A 15,608-nucleotide genomic window follows, 5' to 3' on the forward strand; every position below is an offset into this window, starting at 1 on the left:
TTTTTGCTCATGGCTTCACTCATAAAATCACACGAAAACAACATATCTATCTAATAGAGTGGGTTCAAGCGCAAAATGTGTTCGAGGGCCATTGAGGCCAAAAGAGGAGACAATTGAACCGCCCCATCATCATGGAGAGCCTCGATTGAATTCATGCATGGGAGGGCGGGCACGGTGCGAGATTCAGGGGAGGTCGACTTGCGCCACTCTGGGGGCCTGGGCCTTGAGGAAGGGAAGGAGCAGCAAGGCCGAGACCCCGGCGGCCACCGAGATCACCACGAAGAAGCCGTTCCAGTGCCAGATCTCCATCACCTTGGCCAGGGGATAGCCGGAGAGCGCCGCCCCCATGTAGGCGAACAGGCCGACGAAACCGGTGGCCGCTCCCGCCGAATTCTTGTGGGAACACTCCGCCGCCGCCATGCCGATCAGCATCTGGGGGCCGAACACGAAAAAGCCGATGGTGAAGAAGCAGGCCGCCTGCATCACATAGCTGAAGAAGGGCATCAGCCACAGCGACCCCACCGAGAGCAGTATCCCCACCGCGAAGATGAGGTTCATGGGGCCGCGATTGCCGTTGAACAGCTTGTCCGACCCCCAACCCGCCACCAGGGCGCCGATAAAGCCCCCCACCTCGAACATGGAGATGGCCGAGTTGGCGCTCATCAGATCGAAGCCGCGCTGCTCCGTCATATAGAGGTTGCCCCAGTCGTTGATGGCGGTGCGCACCACATAGACCAGCACGTAGCAGCAGGCGAGCAGCCAGATGTAAGGGTTGCCCAGCACATACTTGCGCAGGATCTGGCGATGGGAGAGACCCGCATCCTGAGTCTGCTGGGCCAGCTCCATGGCATCGTTGCGCCACACGCCCACCGTGGGCAGCCCCATGGCGCTCGGGGTATCCCGCAGCCGCCAGCAGAGGAACAGCCCGGCCACGATGGCGATGAGGCCGGGCACTATCATGCCGTAGCGCCAGCCATGCTGCAGGGCCAGGGTGCTGACGATGAGCGGGATCAGGGCCCCGCCCACGTTGTGGGCCGTGTTCCACGCAGACCACCAGACCCCGCGTTCGCTGCGCGAATACCAGCTGGTGAGCAGCTTGGAGCAGGGGGGCCAGCCCCAGCCCTGGAAAAAGGCGTTGGCGACCCAGAGGGCGGCGAACAGCCAAAGGGACGACGAGAGGCCGAACAGGATATTGATGACCCCGGTCGCCATCAGCCCCAGTCCCATGAAGTAGCGCGGGTTGGCCCGGTCGCTGATGATGCCGGAGAAGAACTTGGAGCAGCCGTAGGTGATGTAGAACAGGGTCCACATCATGCCGATGTCGGCCTTGTCCAGCATGCCGTTTGCCAGCATGTCCGGCATGGCGAAGTTGAAGCTCTTGCGGGTGAAGTAGAAGACCGCATAGCCCAGATACATGGTCAGCAGCAGGTGCAGCCGCCAGTGGCGATAGGTGGTGTCAATCTCGGCCTGATCGCGCAGAGGTGGCCGGGGCGGCGCACTCTTCATAAAGTTCAGCATGGGACGGCGCTCCGGTGACCGCGGGGGTTAATCATGGGCCTCCTCCCGCCTGCGGCTGGGCAGATTGACAGTGAGCTGGGTGCCGTGGGTGCAGGAGAGTTGCAGGCTGCCTCCCAGCGCCTGCACTCGCTCGCGAATGCCGAGCAGGCCGTAACCCTGCGTGGGGCTAGGCTGGGGCAGGCCGCGGCCGTCGTCCTCCAGCACCAGTTTCAGCAGCTCACCATTTTGGCTGGCGCGAATGGTGACCGAGTGGGCGTTGGCGTGTTTCACCACGTTGTTGAGCCCCTCCTGACAGACCCGAAACAGGGTGACCCGCTGGGCGTCGGAGAGATCTGCGTCGGGCAGCTGCCACTCCAGCCGGGTGACGATGCCGTGGCGATCCAGCTCCAATTCTCTTAGCAGGGCGCGCACCGCCTGCTCCAGACTCATATCGTCGAGCTGGCGGGGGCGCAGCCGGCCGAGCAGGGCGCGTACCGCATCATAGATGCCGAGGGACAAGGTCTCGATGAGGGCGCTGCTCTGGCCCACGCCGGCGTTGTCCGGTGCCAGTCGGCGCACTATGCCCGCCTGGGTGCGGATGGCGGTGATGGTCTGGCCGATGTCGTCGTGCAGCTCGCGGGCCACTTCTTTACGGATGCTCTCCTCGGTCTCCAGCAGCCGCTCGGTGAGCTGGCGATTGTGGGCAAGCTGGCGGGTCAGTGCCTGGTTGAGCTCCCGCTGGCGCTGGATGCCGGCGCCGAGCAGCAGGCCGGTGAGGCTCTGGGCCAGCAGGGAGAGCAGCAAGTCCAGCGGATGATCGTGCCAGGCCTGGCTCGCCAGCAGAGCGATGGTGTTCATCAGGGTGGCGAGCAGAGCCCCCTGCCAGCCGTAGCGCCAGGCCATGGCGATGATGGGAATGGCCAGACAAAACGGGGTGAAGCGCACCAGAGAGTTGGGTAGCCCCAGCTGCAGCCAGAGGCTCAGCACGAACAGCAGCAGATACCAGATCAGGTGGCGAAAGCGCCAATCCACCGGCTGATCCACCAGGGCAGGGCCCAGCGGCACCCAGGTGGCACGGGTCAGGTAGTGCCAGATCAGCATGCAGGTGGAGGTGAGGGTCAGGCCGCCAGTCAGGGTGAGCAGCAGGGCGGAGAGGCCATCCTCCCCGGCCAGATGCCAGAGCAGGGATTGCAGCAGGGCCGCGGCGGTGACCGTCGCCAGCAGTAGTAGCAGTTGCTGCCAGTCGTTGCGCACCTGCTGACGGCGGGCGATGAGCAGCGGCAGCAAGGTGAGCAGGCTGCCTGTCACCAGCCAGGGCCAGTGGGGCAGCCCCACCTCAAGGTTGAGCCAGTAGAGCAGCCCCCCTTCGCACAGCAGGAGCGGCGGCCAGTAGGCAGTGGGGCTTTGCAGCAACAAACCGAGGCGCAGGCCAAAGGGGAACAGCAGCACTGCCAGGGCTGGGCCACCCGCCAGGTGCAGGCTGATGCTCCACAGGCAAAACCAGCCGGCAGCAAAGATGAAGCAGGCCGCCAGGGTGATGGCGACGTAGCTGGCCAGACGCGAGATCACCAGCTGTCCAGCATGCGGTGGGCCAGCTCCACGTTGTTGCTGACCTTGAGTTTGTCCATCAGGTTGGCGCGATGCACGTGCACCGTCTTGGGGGAGAGGCCGAGGCGCTCGGCGATGCTCTTCACCTCCAGCCCCTGAGCCAGCAGCTGGGCTATCTCCCGCTCCCGGTTGGTGAGAGGATCCCGGCTGCTGCTGGCGAGCTTCTGGGCGATGTCCGGAGTGAGGTAGCAGCCACCCAGGGCGGCGGTGCGCACCGCGGCGATCAGCTCGTCCGGGCTGCAGCGTTTGGAGAGAAACCCTTTGGCCCCGCTCTGCAGCGCCTGCTCGATGAGGGCCGGACTGTCGTGCACCGACAGCATCACCACGGCGAGGCCTGAGGGTAGTTGCTTGAGCAGCTCCAGCCCGGATTGATCCGGCATGGAGATGTCGCAGACGCAGACCCGGGCGCCGCTGCCGGGCAGACCGGCCAGGGCGTCGCTGGCGGAGCCGAATTCGGCGACCACCTGCAGATCGGGCTCCAGATTGAGCAGTTGGGCAAAACCGGATCGGACGATCTGATGATCGTCGATGAGGGCAATCTTAATCATGATGTCAGCCTGAAATTCGGGGCGTCATGACCATGACGCGGCCAACAAGATACCTGCCCGGCGGGTCAGGCTCAAGCCGCAGTGGGAGTGAAAGGAGGAAAGCGCCTATCTGTCGGCGCAAAGCTTGATCGGGATCAGTTGGTGCGGGTGGGTCGCGCTGCCCGGACCCGCACCGAGGGATCAGCGGTGCAGCTCGCCTGCGCGCTCCGGCTGATAAACCACTTCGAGGATCTCCACCTGAATGGTGCGACCGGCAGGGCCGGGCCAGGCGATGCTGTCACCGACTTTCAGCCCCAGCAGGGCGCTGCCGACCGGCGCCAGCACCGAGATGTTGCTCTCGTCCCCTTTGGCATCGCGGGGATAGACCAGATTGAGGCAAAACTCGTTGCCGCTGCTCTGCATCTTGAAGCGCACCGTGCTGTTCATGGTGACCACGTCCGGCGGCATGTCGGCCGGCTCGCGGATCTCGGCGCGATCCAGCTCCTCTTGCAGGGCCAGGTGCTGGGGGTGGTTGCCGAGCAGCTGTTCGATACGATCCAGGTCCAGGCTGGAGATGACGAGATGGGGTTGTTTCATAGGATATTCCTTATCAATGGGTTAAATGACCAGGATGGCAGGCAAGCTGGTCGAAATTCGGATGTCAGTGCTGAAAAAAACAGACGGGAAACACCATGCCCCCTGGCGACTCGCGGCCGAAGGAGCGAGGCGGGGGCTTAACAGGGTGTGAGCAAACAGGGAGAAATAACGAATATTTTCATGTGGATACCATAACCATTCTGATCACCCTTGGCAACCGGATTGGATTAGCGAGCGGGCGCCTGATAGTGGTACTGCTTGATGATCCGTGCCAGGCTGCCGTCTGCGCGCATCCGGGCCAGGGTAGCCTGCCAGCGCCGCTTCTGTTCGGCAGGAAACGCCTTGTTGGCGGCGACGAACAGGGAAGTGCTCATCAGGGTCTCCCCTCGTACCAGCCGGGCCTCGTCATATCCGCCAAGCTGCTGGTTGTAGAGGATGGTGTCCCAGGCAGCGACCCAGGCATTGATGCGGCCACGATGGAGCTTGTGGGCGTTGAGTACCTCGGTGGCGACCGTCTGACTCGCGAGATTGAGTCGCTGCCTGAGCAGCGTCTCGCCAAAGGAGTAGCGCAGGGTGCCCACCCGAAGGGCTGGCAGTTCCCGAACCTTGAGGGGGACGGGGTGATGACGGCGATCCGTAACGATGACGAAATCCTCCTCCAGCAGGGGGGCTATCCAGTCATAGAGGTGTTCGCGCCGGGCGCTGCGCACCGGGGGGACGAACAAGACATCCTGGCGATGATTGGTCTCGGTGAGGGCGCGGGCCAGTGGCATCAGTTCCACGGTCAGCGGCTCCCCCAGGCGACGGGCCGCCTCTTCCATGATTTCGATGATCATGCCGCTGGGGTTGCCCTGCTTGGCACGGATCACATAAGGAGGAAGTTCTGCCGCCACCAGCACGATGGCCTGGGCAGCTGACGGGATCAGCATCAGCAGCAGGGCGGTAAAGAACAGGCAGGATGTACGCATTCATCGAGTGAACCAGGGGGGAATGAATCGAGTGTAACACTCCTGCCTTTGAAAACGTTCCCTCGGCAAGGAGGGATGGGATCTCAGTCGAAGAAATCCCGCAGATCGCGCACCTCGTGATCCGCCAGTTGCCGCCAGGGATACTGGCTCGGCAGTTTGCGCAGGGTCACCTCCATCCGGTAGCTGCGGTAGCCGTCGAGGCTGGCGGACTCCACCACCAGAGGGATCTGCCACTGACTCGACCAGAGGATGCGGGTGCGCTGCTTGCCCTCGCGCTTTTCATACCAGCGGGCCTGCTCGGGGGCGGCATCCTCCAGCGGGGTCATGGTCTGCAGCAGTGCTGGGTCCACCAGATGGCGAATGCGCGCCCAGTCGGGCTTGAAGGCCACCTGGCCATACTCTTCCACCGGCACCTCCACCAGCTGTTTGTGCCAGCCATCGGCGTAGCGCAGCTCAAGCTCACCCATTTTGGTTCGCGTCACCCAGCGGGCCGCCATCTGGTGAATAAAGTGCTTGTGACCCGGGTTGGCATCGTGGGCGGCATGATAGGCGCGGGCCAGAGGCAGGGGAATGAGCCGCTGGCTCCACACCTGGTTGCCGACTCGCAGCCAGTTTTCCCGCCATTCGCTCTGTCTGGCGATGCCGTCGTTGCTGGTGACCCTCTCCTGATAGTGGATCCGGGCGGCCAGGTCGGGGATGTCGGCGGCGTACAGCGAAAATGAGAGGGTGCTGCCAAGCAGCCACAACGGAAGTAACAATCGCATCATGTGGTTTCGCTCGAGAGGAAGGGGCCCGGATGTTGCGTCCAGGCTCCTGCCGCTTACAGGCCGAGCGCCTCCTTGAGCTTGCCGAACACCCCGGTGTTGTCGAGCGTCCCCTTGAAGCGACGGCTGCCGGCACCATCGGCAAACAGCATCACATCGCCGCCGCCGTGGGTCTCGGAGCCGAGCTTGACCCCGGTCTCCTGCAGGTAGTCGTCCGCCATCACCTGATCGCTGGTGAGGGTGGGGCGCACGTCGGCGCGGTTGGGGCCGTTGCCGAACACCAGGGTGGTGAACGGCTTGCCATCCACGTCGTTCTGGGTCGAGCCGTCGCCGTTTTTGACCAGATCCAGCACAGGGTTGCCCTTGGCGGCGTAGCCGTTGATGGTCATGGTGTGGTCATGATCGGCGGTGACCACGATCAGGGTATCGTTCAAATCGACCTTGCCCAGCGCCGTCTTGACCGCCTCGTCCAGCGCCACCGCATCGGTGAGCGAGCGCTTGGCATTGGTGCCGTGCAGGGCGTGGTCGATACGTCCCCCTTCCACCATCAGGAAGTAACCCTGACTGTTCTGGCTGAGCAGATCGATCGCCTTGGCGGTCATCTCGGACAGGGACGGCTGGGTGCTTGCCGCCCCCTTGGCGACCCGGTCCAGCTCGTAGTCGAGGTGGGACTTGGCGCTGAACAGCCCAAGTACCTTGCCCGAGTTGACGCCAGAGAGCTCCTCTTTGGTGGTGACGTAGTGGTAGCCCTGGGCAGTCAGCTCGGCGGTGAGATCCCGCCCGTCGGCGCGACCGCCCTTGTTGCTGGTGCTGTTGTAGGGCGTCCAGTGGTTGGCGCCGCCCCCCATCAGCACGTCGACCCCATCCCCCAGCGCGGTGTTGAAGCCGGCGCCGCCAGGTACCGCCTGCTCGGCGATGGCGTAGGCAGCATCCCGATGGCAGATGTGGGAGTAGGTGGCAGCCGGGGTGGCATGGGTCAGCTCGGTGGTGGTGACGGCCCCCACCGACTTGCCGGCCGCCTTGGCCAGCTCAAGAATGGTGGGCACCGGCTTGCCGTTATCGCTGCTGCAGTTGTTGATGCCCTTGTTGCCGTTGACGTCCTTGCCGGGCGCGACGGCCTTGGTGTCGCTGCTCATGGCGATCACCTCGTTGTTCATCTTGACCCCTGTGGTGTAGGCCGCCATGGAGGGGGCCGAATCGGTGGTCTGGGCGTCGTTGGAGAAGGTCTTGATGCGGGCGCTGCGGGCCAGCTTCATTATCTCCAGATTGCCCTCTTCCCCCACCTTGTAGAGGCGGGTGGCGGTGAGGACGGTGGGGCCCATGCCATCACCGATAAAGAGGATCACATTCTTGGCATCGGCCGCCTGGGCCTGGGAGAGAGTGCCCAGTGCGCTCAGCAGGGCGGTGCAGACCAGGTTTTTTTGCATGATTTTTTTCATGGGAATGCTCCTTACAGCCCGGCCGCAGCCTTGACCTTGCCGAACACGGCGGTGTTGTCGAGTGAGCCGTGGAAGCTCTCTGCTCCCTGGCCGATGGCGCCGAGGAAGACGTCGGTGCCGCCGTGGGTCTCGTTGCCTATCTCGCCTACCTTGACCACCACCTCCTGGTGATAGTCGTTGGCAGAGACAGTGGCGTCGTCCAGCGGTGCCACGCTGCTGCGCGGACCATCCACCCGGTTGTAGCCGTTGCCAAAGCCGATGATGGTGTAGGGCATGCCGTCGGCATCCTTGCTCGGTTCGCCGGTTTCGTAGTTCTTCACCAGCCCGAGTACGCCTGGGTTGTCGGCGGTGGTCTTGCCGGTCCGCTTGGCGTAGCCGTTCAGCACCAAGGTGTGGTCATGGTCGGCGGTGACCACGATCAGGGTGTTTTTCAGCTCGGGATCGGTTTTCTTCACCTCGTCGATGGTCGCCTTGATGGCGTTGTCGAAGGCGAGGGTGTCCTGCAGGGCACGCTTGGCGTTGGTGTCGTGCAGGGCGTGGTCGATGCGACCCCCTTCCACCATCAGGAAGTAGCCCTGTTTCTTGTCCTTGAGCTGCTTGATGGCGGCCAGGGTCATCTGGGTCAGGGAGGGCTCGCTGGCGGGTCGGTCCAGGTCATATTTCATGTGGCTTGAGCCAAACAGCCCCAGCAGCGGCTTGCTCGCATCGGCCTGGTTCAGCTCGTCCAGGGTTGCGGCAAACTGATAGCCCTTGGCCTTCATCTCGTCGATGAGGTTGCGGCCATCCTCACGCTTGCCCTTGTCGGCCTTGGGCAAGAAGAAACTGCTGCCGCCGCCGAGTACCACGTCCACCCCCTCTTTAAGGGCGCTGTTGTAACCGGCGCCGCCGGGTACCAGCTGGGCGGCGATGTCCGCCTCCAGATCCCGGTTGCAGAGGTGGGCATAGGTGGCGGCCGGGGTGGCGTGGGTCACCCGGGTGGTGGTGACCACGCCGGTGCCGCGGCCGGCGGCCTTGGCCAGCTCCAGCAAGGTGGTGACCGGCTTGCCGGCGCTCTTGCTGCAGTCGTTCTCCTGGGTGGCATCGCCGTCCATGCTGATGACACCGTTGTTGCTCTTGACCCCGGTCATGTAGGCGGACATGGAGGGGGCCGAGTCGGTCACCTGGGCGTCGTGGGAGAAGGTCTTGATGAAGGCCGTCTCCGGCAGGGTATCGATGGTGAGGCTGCCCTCTTCACCGACGCCGTAGATGCGGGCGGCGGTCAGGGTGTTGAGACCCATGCCGTCGCCGAGGAAGAAGATCACGTTCTTGGCACCGGGCTCGGGCGCACTGCTGTCGTTGTTGGAGTTGCAGCCGGCGGCCAGGGCGGCGCCGATCATCAATGCAAGTCCTGCCATCTTTCTCATTGGGGTTCGCTCCTTGTAAAACCTGAGCGCAGCCTAGAGGTCGCAGATGACACTTTTAGTGAAACTGGATGACAATCCGATGAAGGTGTTACGTGAATGTTATGTTGTATCAATCACTTATCTATCAATAGCCGGGGCCGGTCACATCAGCTGACGAGGGGAGGGGGCTGGCGAAAATCTGGCCGGTTTGCCGGCTGGCGGCTAGAATGGCCTGTCAAATCGGGGCGGGTGCAGGTAAAATGCGCCCCCTTGCGACGCCCTGCGTCCGCCATCGCCCGCCGCTCGCGCCACCGCAAGCCCGCGCCCGCAGTCCCTAGATGAGAGTAACGGATATGTCCATCAACTGGTTCCCCGGCCACATGCACAAGGCCCGCAAAGAGATTGCCGAGGTCATGCCCCAGGTCGATGTCATCATAGAGATGCTCGACGCCCGCATCCCCTTCTCCAGCGAAAACCCGCTGGTGCCCGAGCTGCGCGGCGATACTCCGGTGATCAAGGTGCTCAACAAGGCGGATCTCGCCGACCCCGAGATCACCGCGCTGTGGGTGGCCCACATGGAACAGGAGAAGGGGATCAAGGCATTGCCCCTGACCCAGCAGGAGCCGGAGAAGATCAAGCAGCTGCTGACCCTCTGCCACGAGATGCTGCCGGAGCGCAATCTGGAGCTGCGCGGCGTGCGCGCCATGATCATGGGCATTCCCAACGTGGGCAAATCGACCCTGATCAACACCCTGGCGGGGCGCATCATCGCCCGCACCGGCAACGAGGCGGGGGTGACCAAGTCCCAGCAGCGGATCAAGCTCGACAACAACGTCATCCTGACCGACACCCCGGGCTTCTTGTGGCCCAAACTCAACCCGCCCTCCTGCGGTTATCGGCTGGCCATCACGGCCGCCATCAAGGACACCGTCTATGACTATGCGGACATCGCCATGTTCGCCGCTGACTACTTCCTCAAGGCCTATCCGGAGCGGATCCAGGCGCGCTATCAGATTGACGCGCTGCCCGAGACCGAGATCGAACTGCTGGATCTCATTGCTCGTCAGCGCGGCTTCATGCGCAAGGGGGGGCTGTCGGATCTGCACAAGGCGTCCGAGATCCTGGTCAACGAGTTCCGCTCTGGCCTGCTGGGCCGCATCTCGCTGGAGACCCCGCAGATGGTGAGCAGCGAGATCGTGGAGGCCGATGCCGAGGCCGAACAGAAGGCCAAGGAGAAGGCGGAGCGGGAAGAGGAGCGTCAGGCGCGGGCCCGCCGCAAGTACGCCAAGAAGCGTCAGCGCTGACCGGCCTTGTGCCAGGTATAAAGAAGAGGCGACCCGGGGTCGCCTCTTCTCGTTATGGCGTCCTGGATTGAGGGGGAGGCCAAGAGGCCGATAGGCAACCGGCATCTGCCCGTCATCATGGCCAAAGAGGCCGTGAATCAAGGGGATAAGCTAGGCGCCAAACAGTGCAGTGCAGCACCGCACCAGCAGCATTCGATAAAACCTTGCGATCCTGCTTTCAGTGCCGATTGACAATGGCATTGGCGGTGGCATGATGCGCTCGCATTTTTGACTCTCCTCACGGTTTTACCCATGACCACATACACCCGGCCAGTGCTGTTATTGCTCTGTGGCCTGTTGCTGCTGACCCTCTCCATCGCGGTGCTCAATACCCTGGTACCGCTTTGGCTTGCCCATGAACAGCTGCCGACCTGGCAGGTGGGCATGGTCGGCTCCTCCTATTTCAGCGGCAACCTGCTGGGCACCCTGCTGGCGGGCACCCTGATCAGGCGCTGCGGCTTCAACCGAAGCTATTACCTGGCCTCCGCCATCTTTGCCGCCGGTTGTGTCGGGCTCGGCATTACCCTTGATTTCTGGAGCTGGCTCGGCTGGCGATTCCTCGCCGGTATCGGCTGCGCCATGATCTGGGTGGTGGTGGAGAGCGCGCTGATGTGCAGCGGCAACGCGCACAATCGGGGGCGCCTGCTGGCCGCCTACATGATGGTCTACTACCTGGGCACCGTGCTCGGGCAGCTGCTGGTCAGCAAGTTGCCGACCGGCCTGATGGAGGTACTGCCCTGGGCGAGTGGGCTGATCCTGGCGGCTATCCTGCCGCTGTTGTTCACCCGCATCGTCAGTGAGCGTAGCGAAGCGCAGGGCTCAACCCGGATCTGGTCCATGTTGCGGCTGCGTCAGGCACGGCTCGGGGTCGACGGCTGCATCATCTCCGGTATCGTGCTGGGCTCCCTCTACGGCCTGATGCCGCTCTACCTGAACCATCAGGGGGTGAGCGATGCCGGCATTGGTTACTGGATGGCGGTGATGGTGAGTGCCGGCATCCTGGGGCAGTGGCCGGTGGGCCGGCTGGCGGACAGGTTCGGCCGCCTGCCGGTGCTGCGGGTGCAGGTGCTGGTGGTGATCCTGGGGTGCGGGGCCATGCTAGGCGGCGTGGCGATGGGGCCGGCGCTGTTCATCCTGGGCGCCGCCGGGTTTACCCTCTATCCGGTGGCCATGGCGTGGGCCTGCGAGAAGGTCGAGCACCATCAGCTGGTGGCCATGAACCAGGCGCTGCTGCTGAGCTACACCATTGGCAGCCTGCTCGGTCCGGCCTATACCGCGCTCCTGATGCAGCACCTTTCGGACAACCTGCTGTTTATCATGATCGCCGGCGTGGCCTTGCTCTATCTGCTGATGTTGCTGCGCCCCATGGGGAAATACTCGACACCGGTGGCCCACGCCTGAACTGTGGTCGGCGGCAGGACACCATCCTCGCTTCCCGATAGGGGGCTGGATGGCACGCCATATAAAGTAGAGGCGGCCCTAGGGCCGTCTTCTTGTTGTCTGCAACGGTGGCCAGGCAGAGCTCAACGGCTAGCCGTAGCGCCTGTTCGCCTCTTCAAACAAGGACATATGCAGCGGGATCAGCTGTTGCCAGTCACGGCGGTAGCCGCCGCCCGGTACGGCGGCAATGGGCAGCCCGTGCCGTTGTGCGCAGTCAAAGACCATGGCATCGCGCTGGCGCACCCCCTCATCACTCAAGGAGAGATAGCCAAGCTCGTCGGCATGATGCACGTCCACCCCGGCCTGATAGAGGATAAGATCCGGTGCGTAGAGACGAAGCGCCAGGTCGAGAGCCTGGGCCAGGGTAGTGAGGTAGGCATCGTCCTCCATGCCGCTTGGCAGGGGAAAATCCATGTGGGAGGCGGACTTGTGGCGGGGAAAGTTGTGCTCCCCGTGCAGGGAGAGGGTGATGATGTCGCGCCGATCCTGGCACAGGGCGGCACTGCCATCCCCTTGATGGACATCGAGATCGACGATCAATACCTGTTCGCAGCGCCCTTCGTCCAGACAGGTCTGGGCGGCGATCACCAGATCGTTGAACAGGCAAAAGCCGCTGCCAAAGTCCCGGTGGGCGTGGTGATAGCCACCGGAGATCTGCAGGCCGCAGCCTTGTGCCAGCGCATGATGACTGGCGGCTATGGTAGCACCGACCGAATGCTGGGTACGTTCAATCAGCATGGGTGACCAGGGAAAACCGAGCTGGCGGATGGCGCGATCATCCAGTTGGCCGGCCAGGGCGGCCGCCACATAATCCTTGTCATGGATGCGGCAGATCTGCGCGGTGCTTGCCGCAGGTGCCCGGACAAGAGGATAACCCTCCGAGGTGAGTCGCTCAAACAGACCCTGGTATTTGGCCAGGGGGAAGCGGTGTCGCTCGGGCAGCGTCAGGGCGGAATAGAAAGGGTGGTAGAAGATCTGCAGTGACATAAGGTCGATGGGGTGGATGCAGTTATCTGAAATTGTGTCATGAAAAAGGGGAGCCAGGCTCCCCTTGTCGCTGCTCCATCATAGAGATGGACAGATTGATTATTGCTGCTGGATAACCCAGATCTGGAAGGCTTTGCGGGTCTCTGCATCGGCCTTGTTGTACCAGTTTTGCAGCTGGGTCAGGGCTTCCGGGTTGCTCATGGCCTTGCTCGGTGCCACCTGTAGCGGTGCGCTGTTGGCGGCCATCACGGCGGCAGTGGAGACAGCTACCGTTTTGGGCTGGTTGAATGCCTTGCCCATGTTGATCAGCTCTTGCTGATAGTCGCGGGTCAGCTGGAAGCCTTCCACTTTCGGCATCACAAACTGCTCGCTGGCAACGACTTGACCACTGGCCTTGTCTTTCAGCACCACCTTCTGATCCTTGGTGAACTGCTTGGCTTCGGTTTCGTTGCGGGGCTTCTTGTAATCCAGCATCAGCTGCTGGTTGTCGGCGGCGGTAAAGTTGATCACCAGCGGCTCGGCGGTGACCAGTTTGATATCACTACGGCTGGAGTAGTTGCCTTCAAAGGCGATCACCAGTTGGTGCTTGCCGGCAGAGAGCGGGAAGCTGTTGGTCTTGTCGAGCAGCTTGGGATTGATGGACTGGCCATCGATCAGTTGAACCACGTAGGGGTTGGTGACTTCCAATTGGGCATCGGCCAGGGCACTACCTGCCCATAACAGACCAGCCAGCGCTGGCACCAGAACAGTCAGTTTCATCTCATCTCCTTGAACAGTCAGGCGTTTGCCCACTGAAAACAGGGGCTCATTCTTGCAGGTTTGACCCATGGCGGCAATTGCTCTTTCAACTGCACGTTATAGTGAGGGGCATTCGTCCCGTTACCCGCTTTTTTGTCAACAATCGAGGCTTGGTCTACTCGATGCGTCGCTTGAACGGAGGGAGGGCATCCAGCAGCCCCTTGCCATAACGCTTGGTCAGCAGGCGACGATCGAGGATGGTGACCCGCCCCCGATCCGCCTCCTTGCGGATCAGACGACCACAGGCCTGGATCAGTTTGCGAGAGGCTTCAGGCACCGTCAGCTGCAGGAAGGGGTTGCCTCCCCGCTGTTCGACCCACTCGGCCGTGGCCTCTTCCACAGGTGAATTTGGGACCGCGAAGGGGAGCTTGGTGATCACCAGGTTGGTGAGGTAGTGGCCCGGCAGATCCAGCCCTTCCGAGAAGCTGCCGGTGCCAAATAGTATGCTGGCTTGTCCCCCGTCGCACTTTTGCCTGTGCAGGGTGAGCAGGGCGTGGCGGGAGGCTTCTCCTTGTACCAGCAGTGACAGCCCCTTGGCCCGCAGACCCTGCGCCACTTCATTCATTTGTCGGTAGGAAGAGAAGAGCACCAGGCTTGCCTCCTTGCCTGCCAGCAAGCGTGGCAAGGTATCGATCAACTCCTGGGTAAAGGCCGGGGAGTTGGGCTCGTGGGCCATCTTTGGCAAATAGAGCTCGGCTTTCTGGTAATCAAACGGGGATCGCAGGCGCAGATAGCGGGTACCGTCATGCTCCTTGAGCCCCACCTGATGGCGAAAATAGCTGAAGGAGGAGAGGGCGGTGAGGGTAGCAGAGACCAGCACGGCTCCCAGGCATTTGGACCAGAGCCACTCCTCCAGCAGGTAGCCCACCTCGATGGGGGAGGCATGCAGCCAGATATCGCCATCCTCGCTCCTGGCCATCCAGCGGGCGAGGGGAGTCTTGCCTGTTGGCGTATGGCGGCTAAGCATCTCCCACAGGGCGCAAAAGTTTTCCAGCCGCTGCAGGTGAAAACCACTCTCGGCCAACAGAGGTTCGGCCTCCTTGCGGCGGATCTCGCCATCCTTCAGGGCCTCGCCAATGGCGCCCTGCAGCCGATCCAGTGCCCGCAGCGCCTTCTTGCTCGACTCCTTCAGATTCTCCGCCAGCATGGGCAGAGGATCCGGCAAGATGCCGTCACTGAAGCGGTAATGGGGCTCGCTGCCAAATAACCGATCGTTGGCAGCCAGCCACTGCTCGACGGCTTTCAAGTCGGGCTGGATGGAGGCGAGGGCATCCTGCAACTTCAGTTGCGGGTCGAGCAGGCTCTCCTTGTTCAGGGTTCGCCCCAGCTTGCCGGCGCTTTGCACCAGTTTTTCCAGCCAGCGGCGTGAACCTTTCACGCTGGCACTGGCGGCGCCGTGATCCCGGGCGATGGTGGGCAAATGATGGGCCTCATCCAGCACATAGATACACTCGTCTGGGGGCGGCAATATGATGCCGCCCCCCATGGTGAGGTCGGAAAGCAGCAAGGCGTGGTTGACCACCAGCACGTCAGCCGTATCCATGTCATTGCGGGCACGATGAAAGGGACAGTGTTGATGGTGACTGAGCGCCTTGTTGCAGGTATGGCGGTCGGCGGCAATGCGATCCCAGCATGAGTCCGGGATAGGATCGGGCCAGTTGTCCCTGTCTCCGTCCCATTTGCCATGGGTATAGGCCTGCCACAGGACCTGGTAGCGATCCTTGTCTGCATCCGACGGTTTGTGCTTGCTGAGCGCAGTGAAGTCGAATTCGAAGTTGGCCATCTCGCTGCCACTCGCCGCCTGCTCCAGCAGATGTTCGCAGCAGTAGCGCTGGCGTCCCTTGACCAACATGAAACGAAACGGCAGTTCGCTATGTTGATGGTAAAAAGGGAGGTCCTTGTGGATCAACTGTTCCTGCAAGGCCACGGTGGCGGTAGAGATCACCAGTTTTTTCTGGGTCAGACGGGCCACCGGGATAGCACCCTGGGCATAGGAAAGAGATTTGCCGATACCGGTACCCGCCTCGGCCACCAGAATACGGCGCTGCTTGTCATACTCTCCGGTCAGAGTCTTGGCGATTTCCGCCACCAGGAAATTCTGCTCCTTGCGGGGCATGAAACCGGGTAATCCATCGGCAATCTGGCGATAGGTATGGCGAATGGTCGCTTTGAGGCGAGTTGACAACATAAGGAAGAGGCCAGTCAGGAAATCAATCAAAGAGGTAGGATACCTGTAACGCACTGTCGGGGTCGAGATG

At 62.4% G+C, this 15,608-nt stretch carries 13 protein-coding genes; 2 read left to right on the forward strand and 11 right to left on the reverse strand.

The window, feature by feature from the left end; all coding sequences use genetic code 11:
• Window positions 1–183 precede the first annotated feature (183 nt).
• The 8 genes from I6L37_RS12770 to I6L37_RS12805 form a co-directional block, all read right to left on the reverse strand.
• Window positions 184–1,518 (reverse strand): MFS transporter, encoded by a 1,335-nt coding sequence (locus I6L37_RS12770; RefSeq protein ID WP_216992021.1) that lies wholly within the window; start codon window positions 1,516–1,518, stop codon window positions 184–186.
• A 27-nt stretch (window positions 1,519–1,545) separates the two neighbouring features.
• The gene (gene uhpB, locus I6L37_RS12775; protein ID WP_216992022.1) at window positions 1,546–3,066 is read right to left on the reverse strand and encodes a signal transduction histidine-protein kinase/phosphatase UhpB; all 1,521 of its coding nucleotides are present in this window, start codon (window positions 3,064–3,066) and stop codon (window positions 1,546–1,548) included.
• On the reverse strand, window positions 3,063–3,653 hold the full coding sequence (gene uhpA / locus I6L37_RS12780; RefSeq protein ID WP_042025474.1) for a transcriptional regulator UhpA: 591 nt from the start codon (window positions 3,651–3,653) through the stop codon (window positions 3,063–3,065). The genes uhpB and uhpA overlap by 4 nt, the downstream gene beginning before the upstream one ends.
• A 180-nt stretch (window positions 3,654–3,833) precedes the next feature.
• Window positions 3,834–4,229: a nucleoside diphosphate kinase regulator gene (gene rnk, locus I6L37_RS12785; RefSeq protein ID WP_026456481.1), complete on the reverse strand. Its 396-nt coding sequence runs from the start codon at window positions 4,227–4,229 to the stop codon at window positions 3,834–3,836.
• A gap of 227 nt (window positions 4,230–4,456) precedes the next feature.
• Window positions 4,457–5,197, reverse strand: a complete 741-nt coding sequence (locus I6L37_RS12790; protein WP_216992023.1) for an ABC transporter substrate-binding protein — start codon at window positions 5,195–5,197, stop codon at window positions 4,457–4,459.
• An 83-nt stretch (window positions 5,198–5,280) separates the two neighbouring features.
• A complete protein-coding gene (locus I6L37_RS12795) occupies window positions 5,281–5,964 on the reverse strand; it encodes a hypothetical protein (protein ID WP_216992024.1) in 684 nt (227 codons plus the stop codon).
• A gap of 53 nt (window positions 5,965–6,017) precedes the next feature.
• Complete coding sequence (locus I6L37_RS12800) at window positions 6,018–7,400, reverse strand: alkaline phosphatase (protein ID WP_216992025.1); 1,383 nt, start codon at window positions 7,398–7,400, stop codon at window positions 6,018–6,020.
• An 11-nt stretch (window positions 7,401–7,411) separates the two neighbouring features.
• The gene (locus I6L37_RS12805) at window positions 7,412–8,803 is read right to left on the reverse strand and encodes an alkaline phosphatase (protein WP_024942425.1); all 1,392 of its coding nucleotides are present in this window, start codon (window positions 8,801–8,803) and stop codon (window positions 7,412–7,414) included.
• A 332-nt stretch (window positions 8,804–9,135) separates the two neighbouring features.
• On the opposite strand from I6L37_RS12805, the gene ylqF reads away from it, so the two are divergent.
• Both ylqF and I6L37_RS12815 read left to right on the forward strand, forming a co-directional pair.
• Window positions 9,136–10,086, forward strand: coding sequence for a ribosome biogenesis GTPase YlqF (gene ylqF / locus I6L37_RS12810; protein WP_010633500.1), 951 nt, complete (start codon window positions 9,136–9,138; stop codon window positions 10,084–10,086).
• Window positions 10,087–10,377: 291 nt separating this feature from the next.
• Window positions 10,378–11,526, forward strand: a complete 1,149-nt coding sequence (locus I6L37_RS12815; RefSeq protein WP_216992026.1) for an MFS transporter — start codon at window positions 10,378–10,380, stop codon at window positions 11,524–11,526.
• Between the two features lie 129 nt (window positions 11,527–11,655).
• Here the strand turns inward: I6L37_RS12815 and I6L37_RS12820 are convergent, their stop codons facing one another.
• The 3 genes from I6L37_RS12820 to dinG form a co-directional block, all read right to left on the reverse strand.
• Window positions 11,656–12,552 carry a histone deacetylase gene (locus tag I6L37_RS12820; protein WP_216992027.1) on the reverse strand — a complete coding sequence of 299 codons (897 nt, stop codon included), beginning with the start codon at window positions 12,550–12,552 and terminating at the stop codon, window positions 11,656–11,658.
• A gap of 99 nt (window positions 12,553–12,651) precedes the next feature.
• Entirely contained in the window at window positions 12,652–13,311 is a 660-nt protein-coding gene (locus I6L37_RS12825) for a DUF2057 domain-containing protein (RefSeq protein ID WP_216992028.1), read from the reverse strand.
• 154 nt (window positions 13,312–13,465) lie between these two features.
• A complete protein-coding gene (gene dinG / locus I6L37_RS12830) occupies window positions 13,466–15,538 on the reverse strand; it encodes an ATP-dependent DNA helicase DinG (protein ID WP_216992029.1) in 2,073 nt (690 codons plus the stop codon).
• Window positions 15,539–15,608: the final 70 nt, after the last annotated feature.

Origin of the sequence: Aeromonas sp. FDAARGOS 1407, from assembly GCF_019048725.1 — a bacterium.
Lineage (GTDB): Bacteria > Pseudomonadota > Gammaproteobacteria > Enterobacterales > Aeromonadaceae > Aeromonas > Aeromonas enteropelogenes.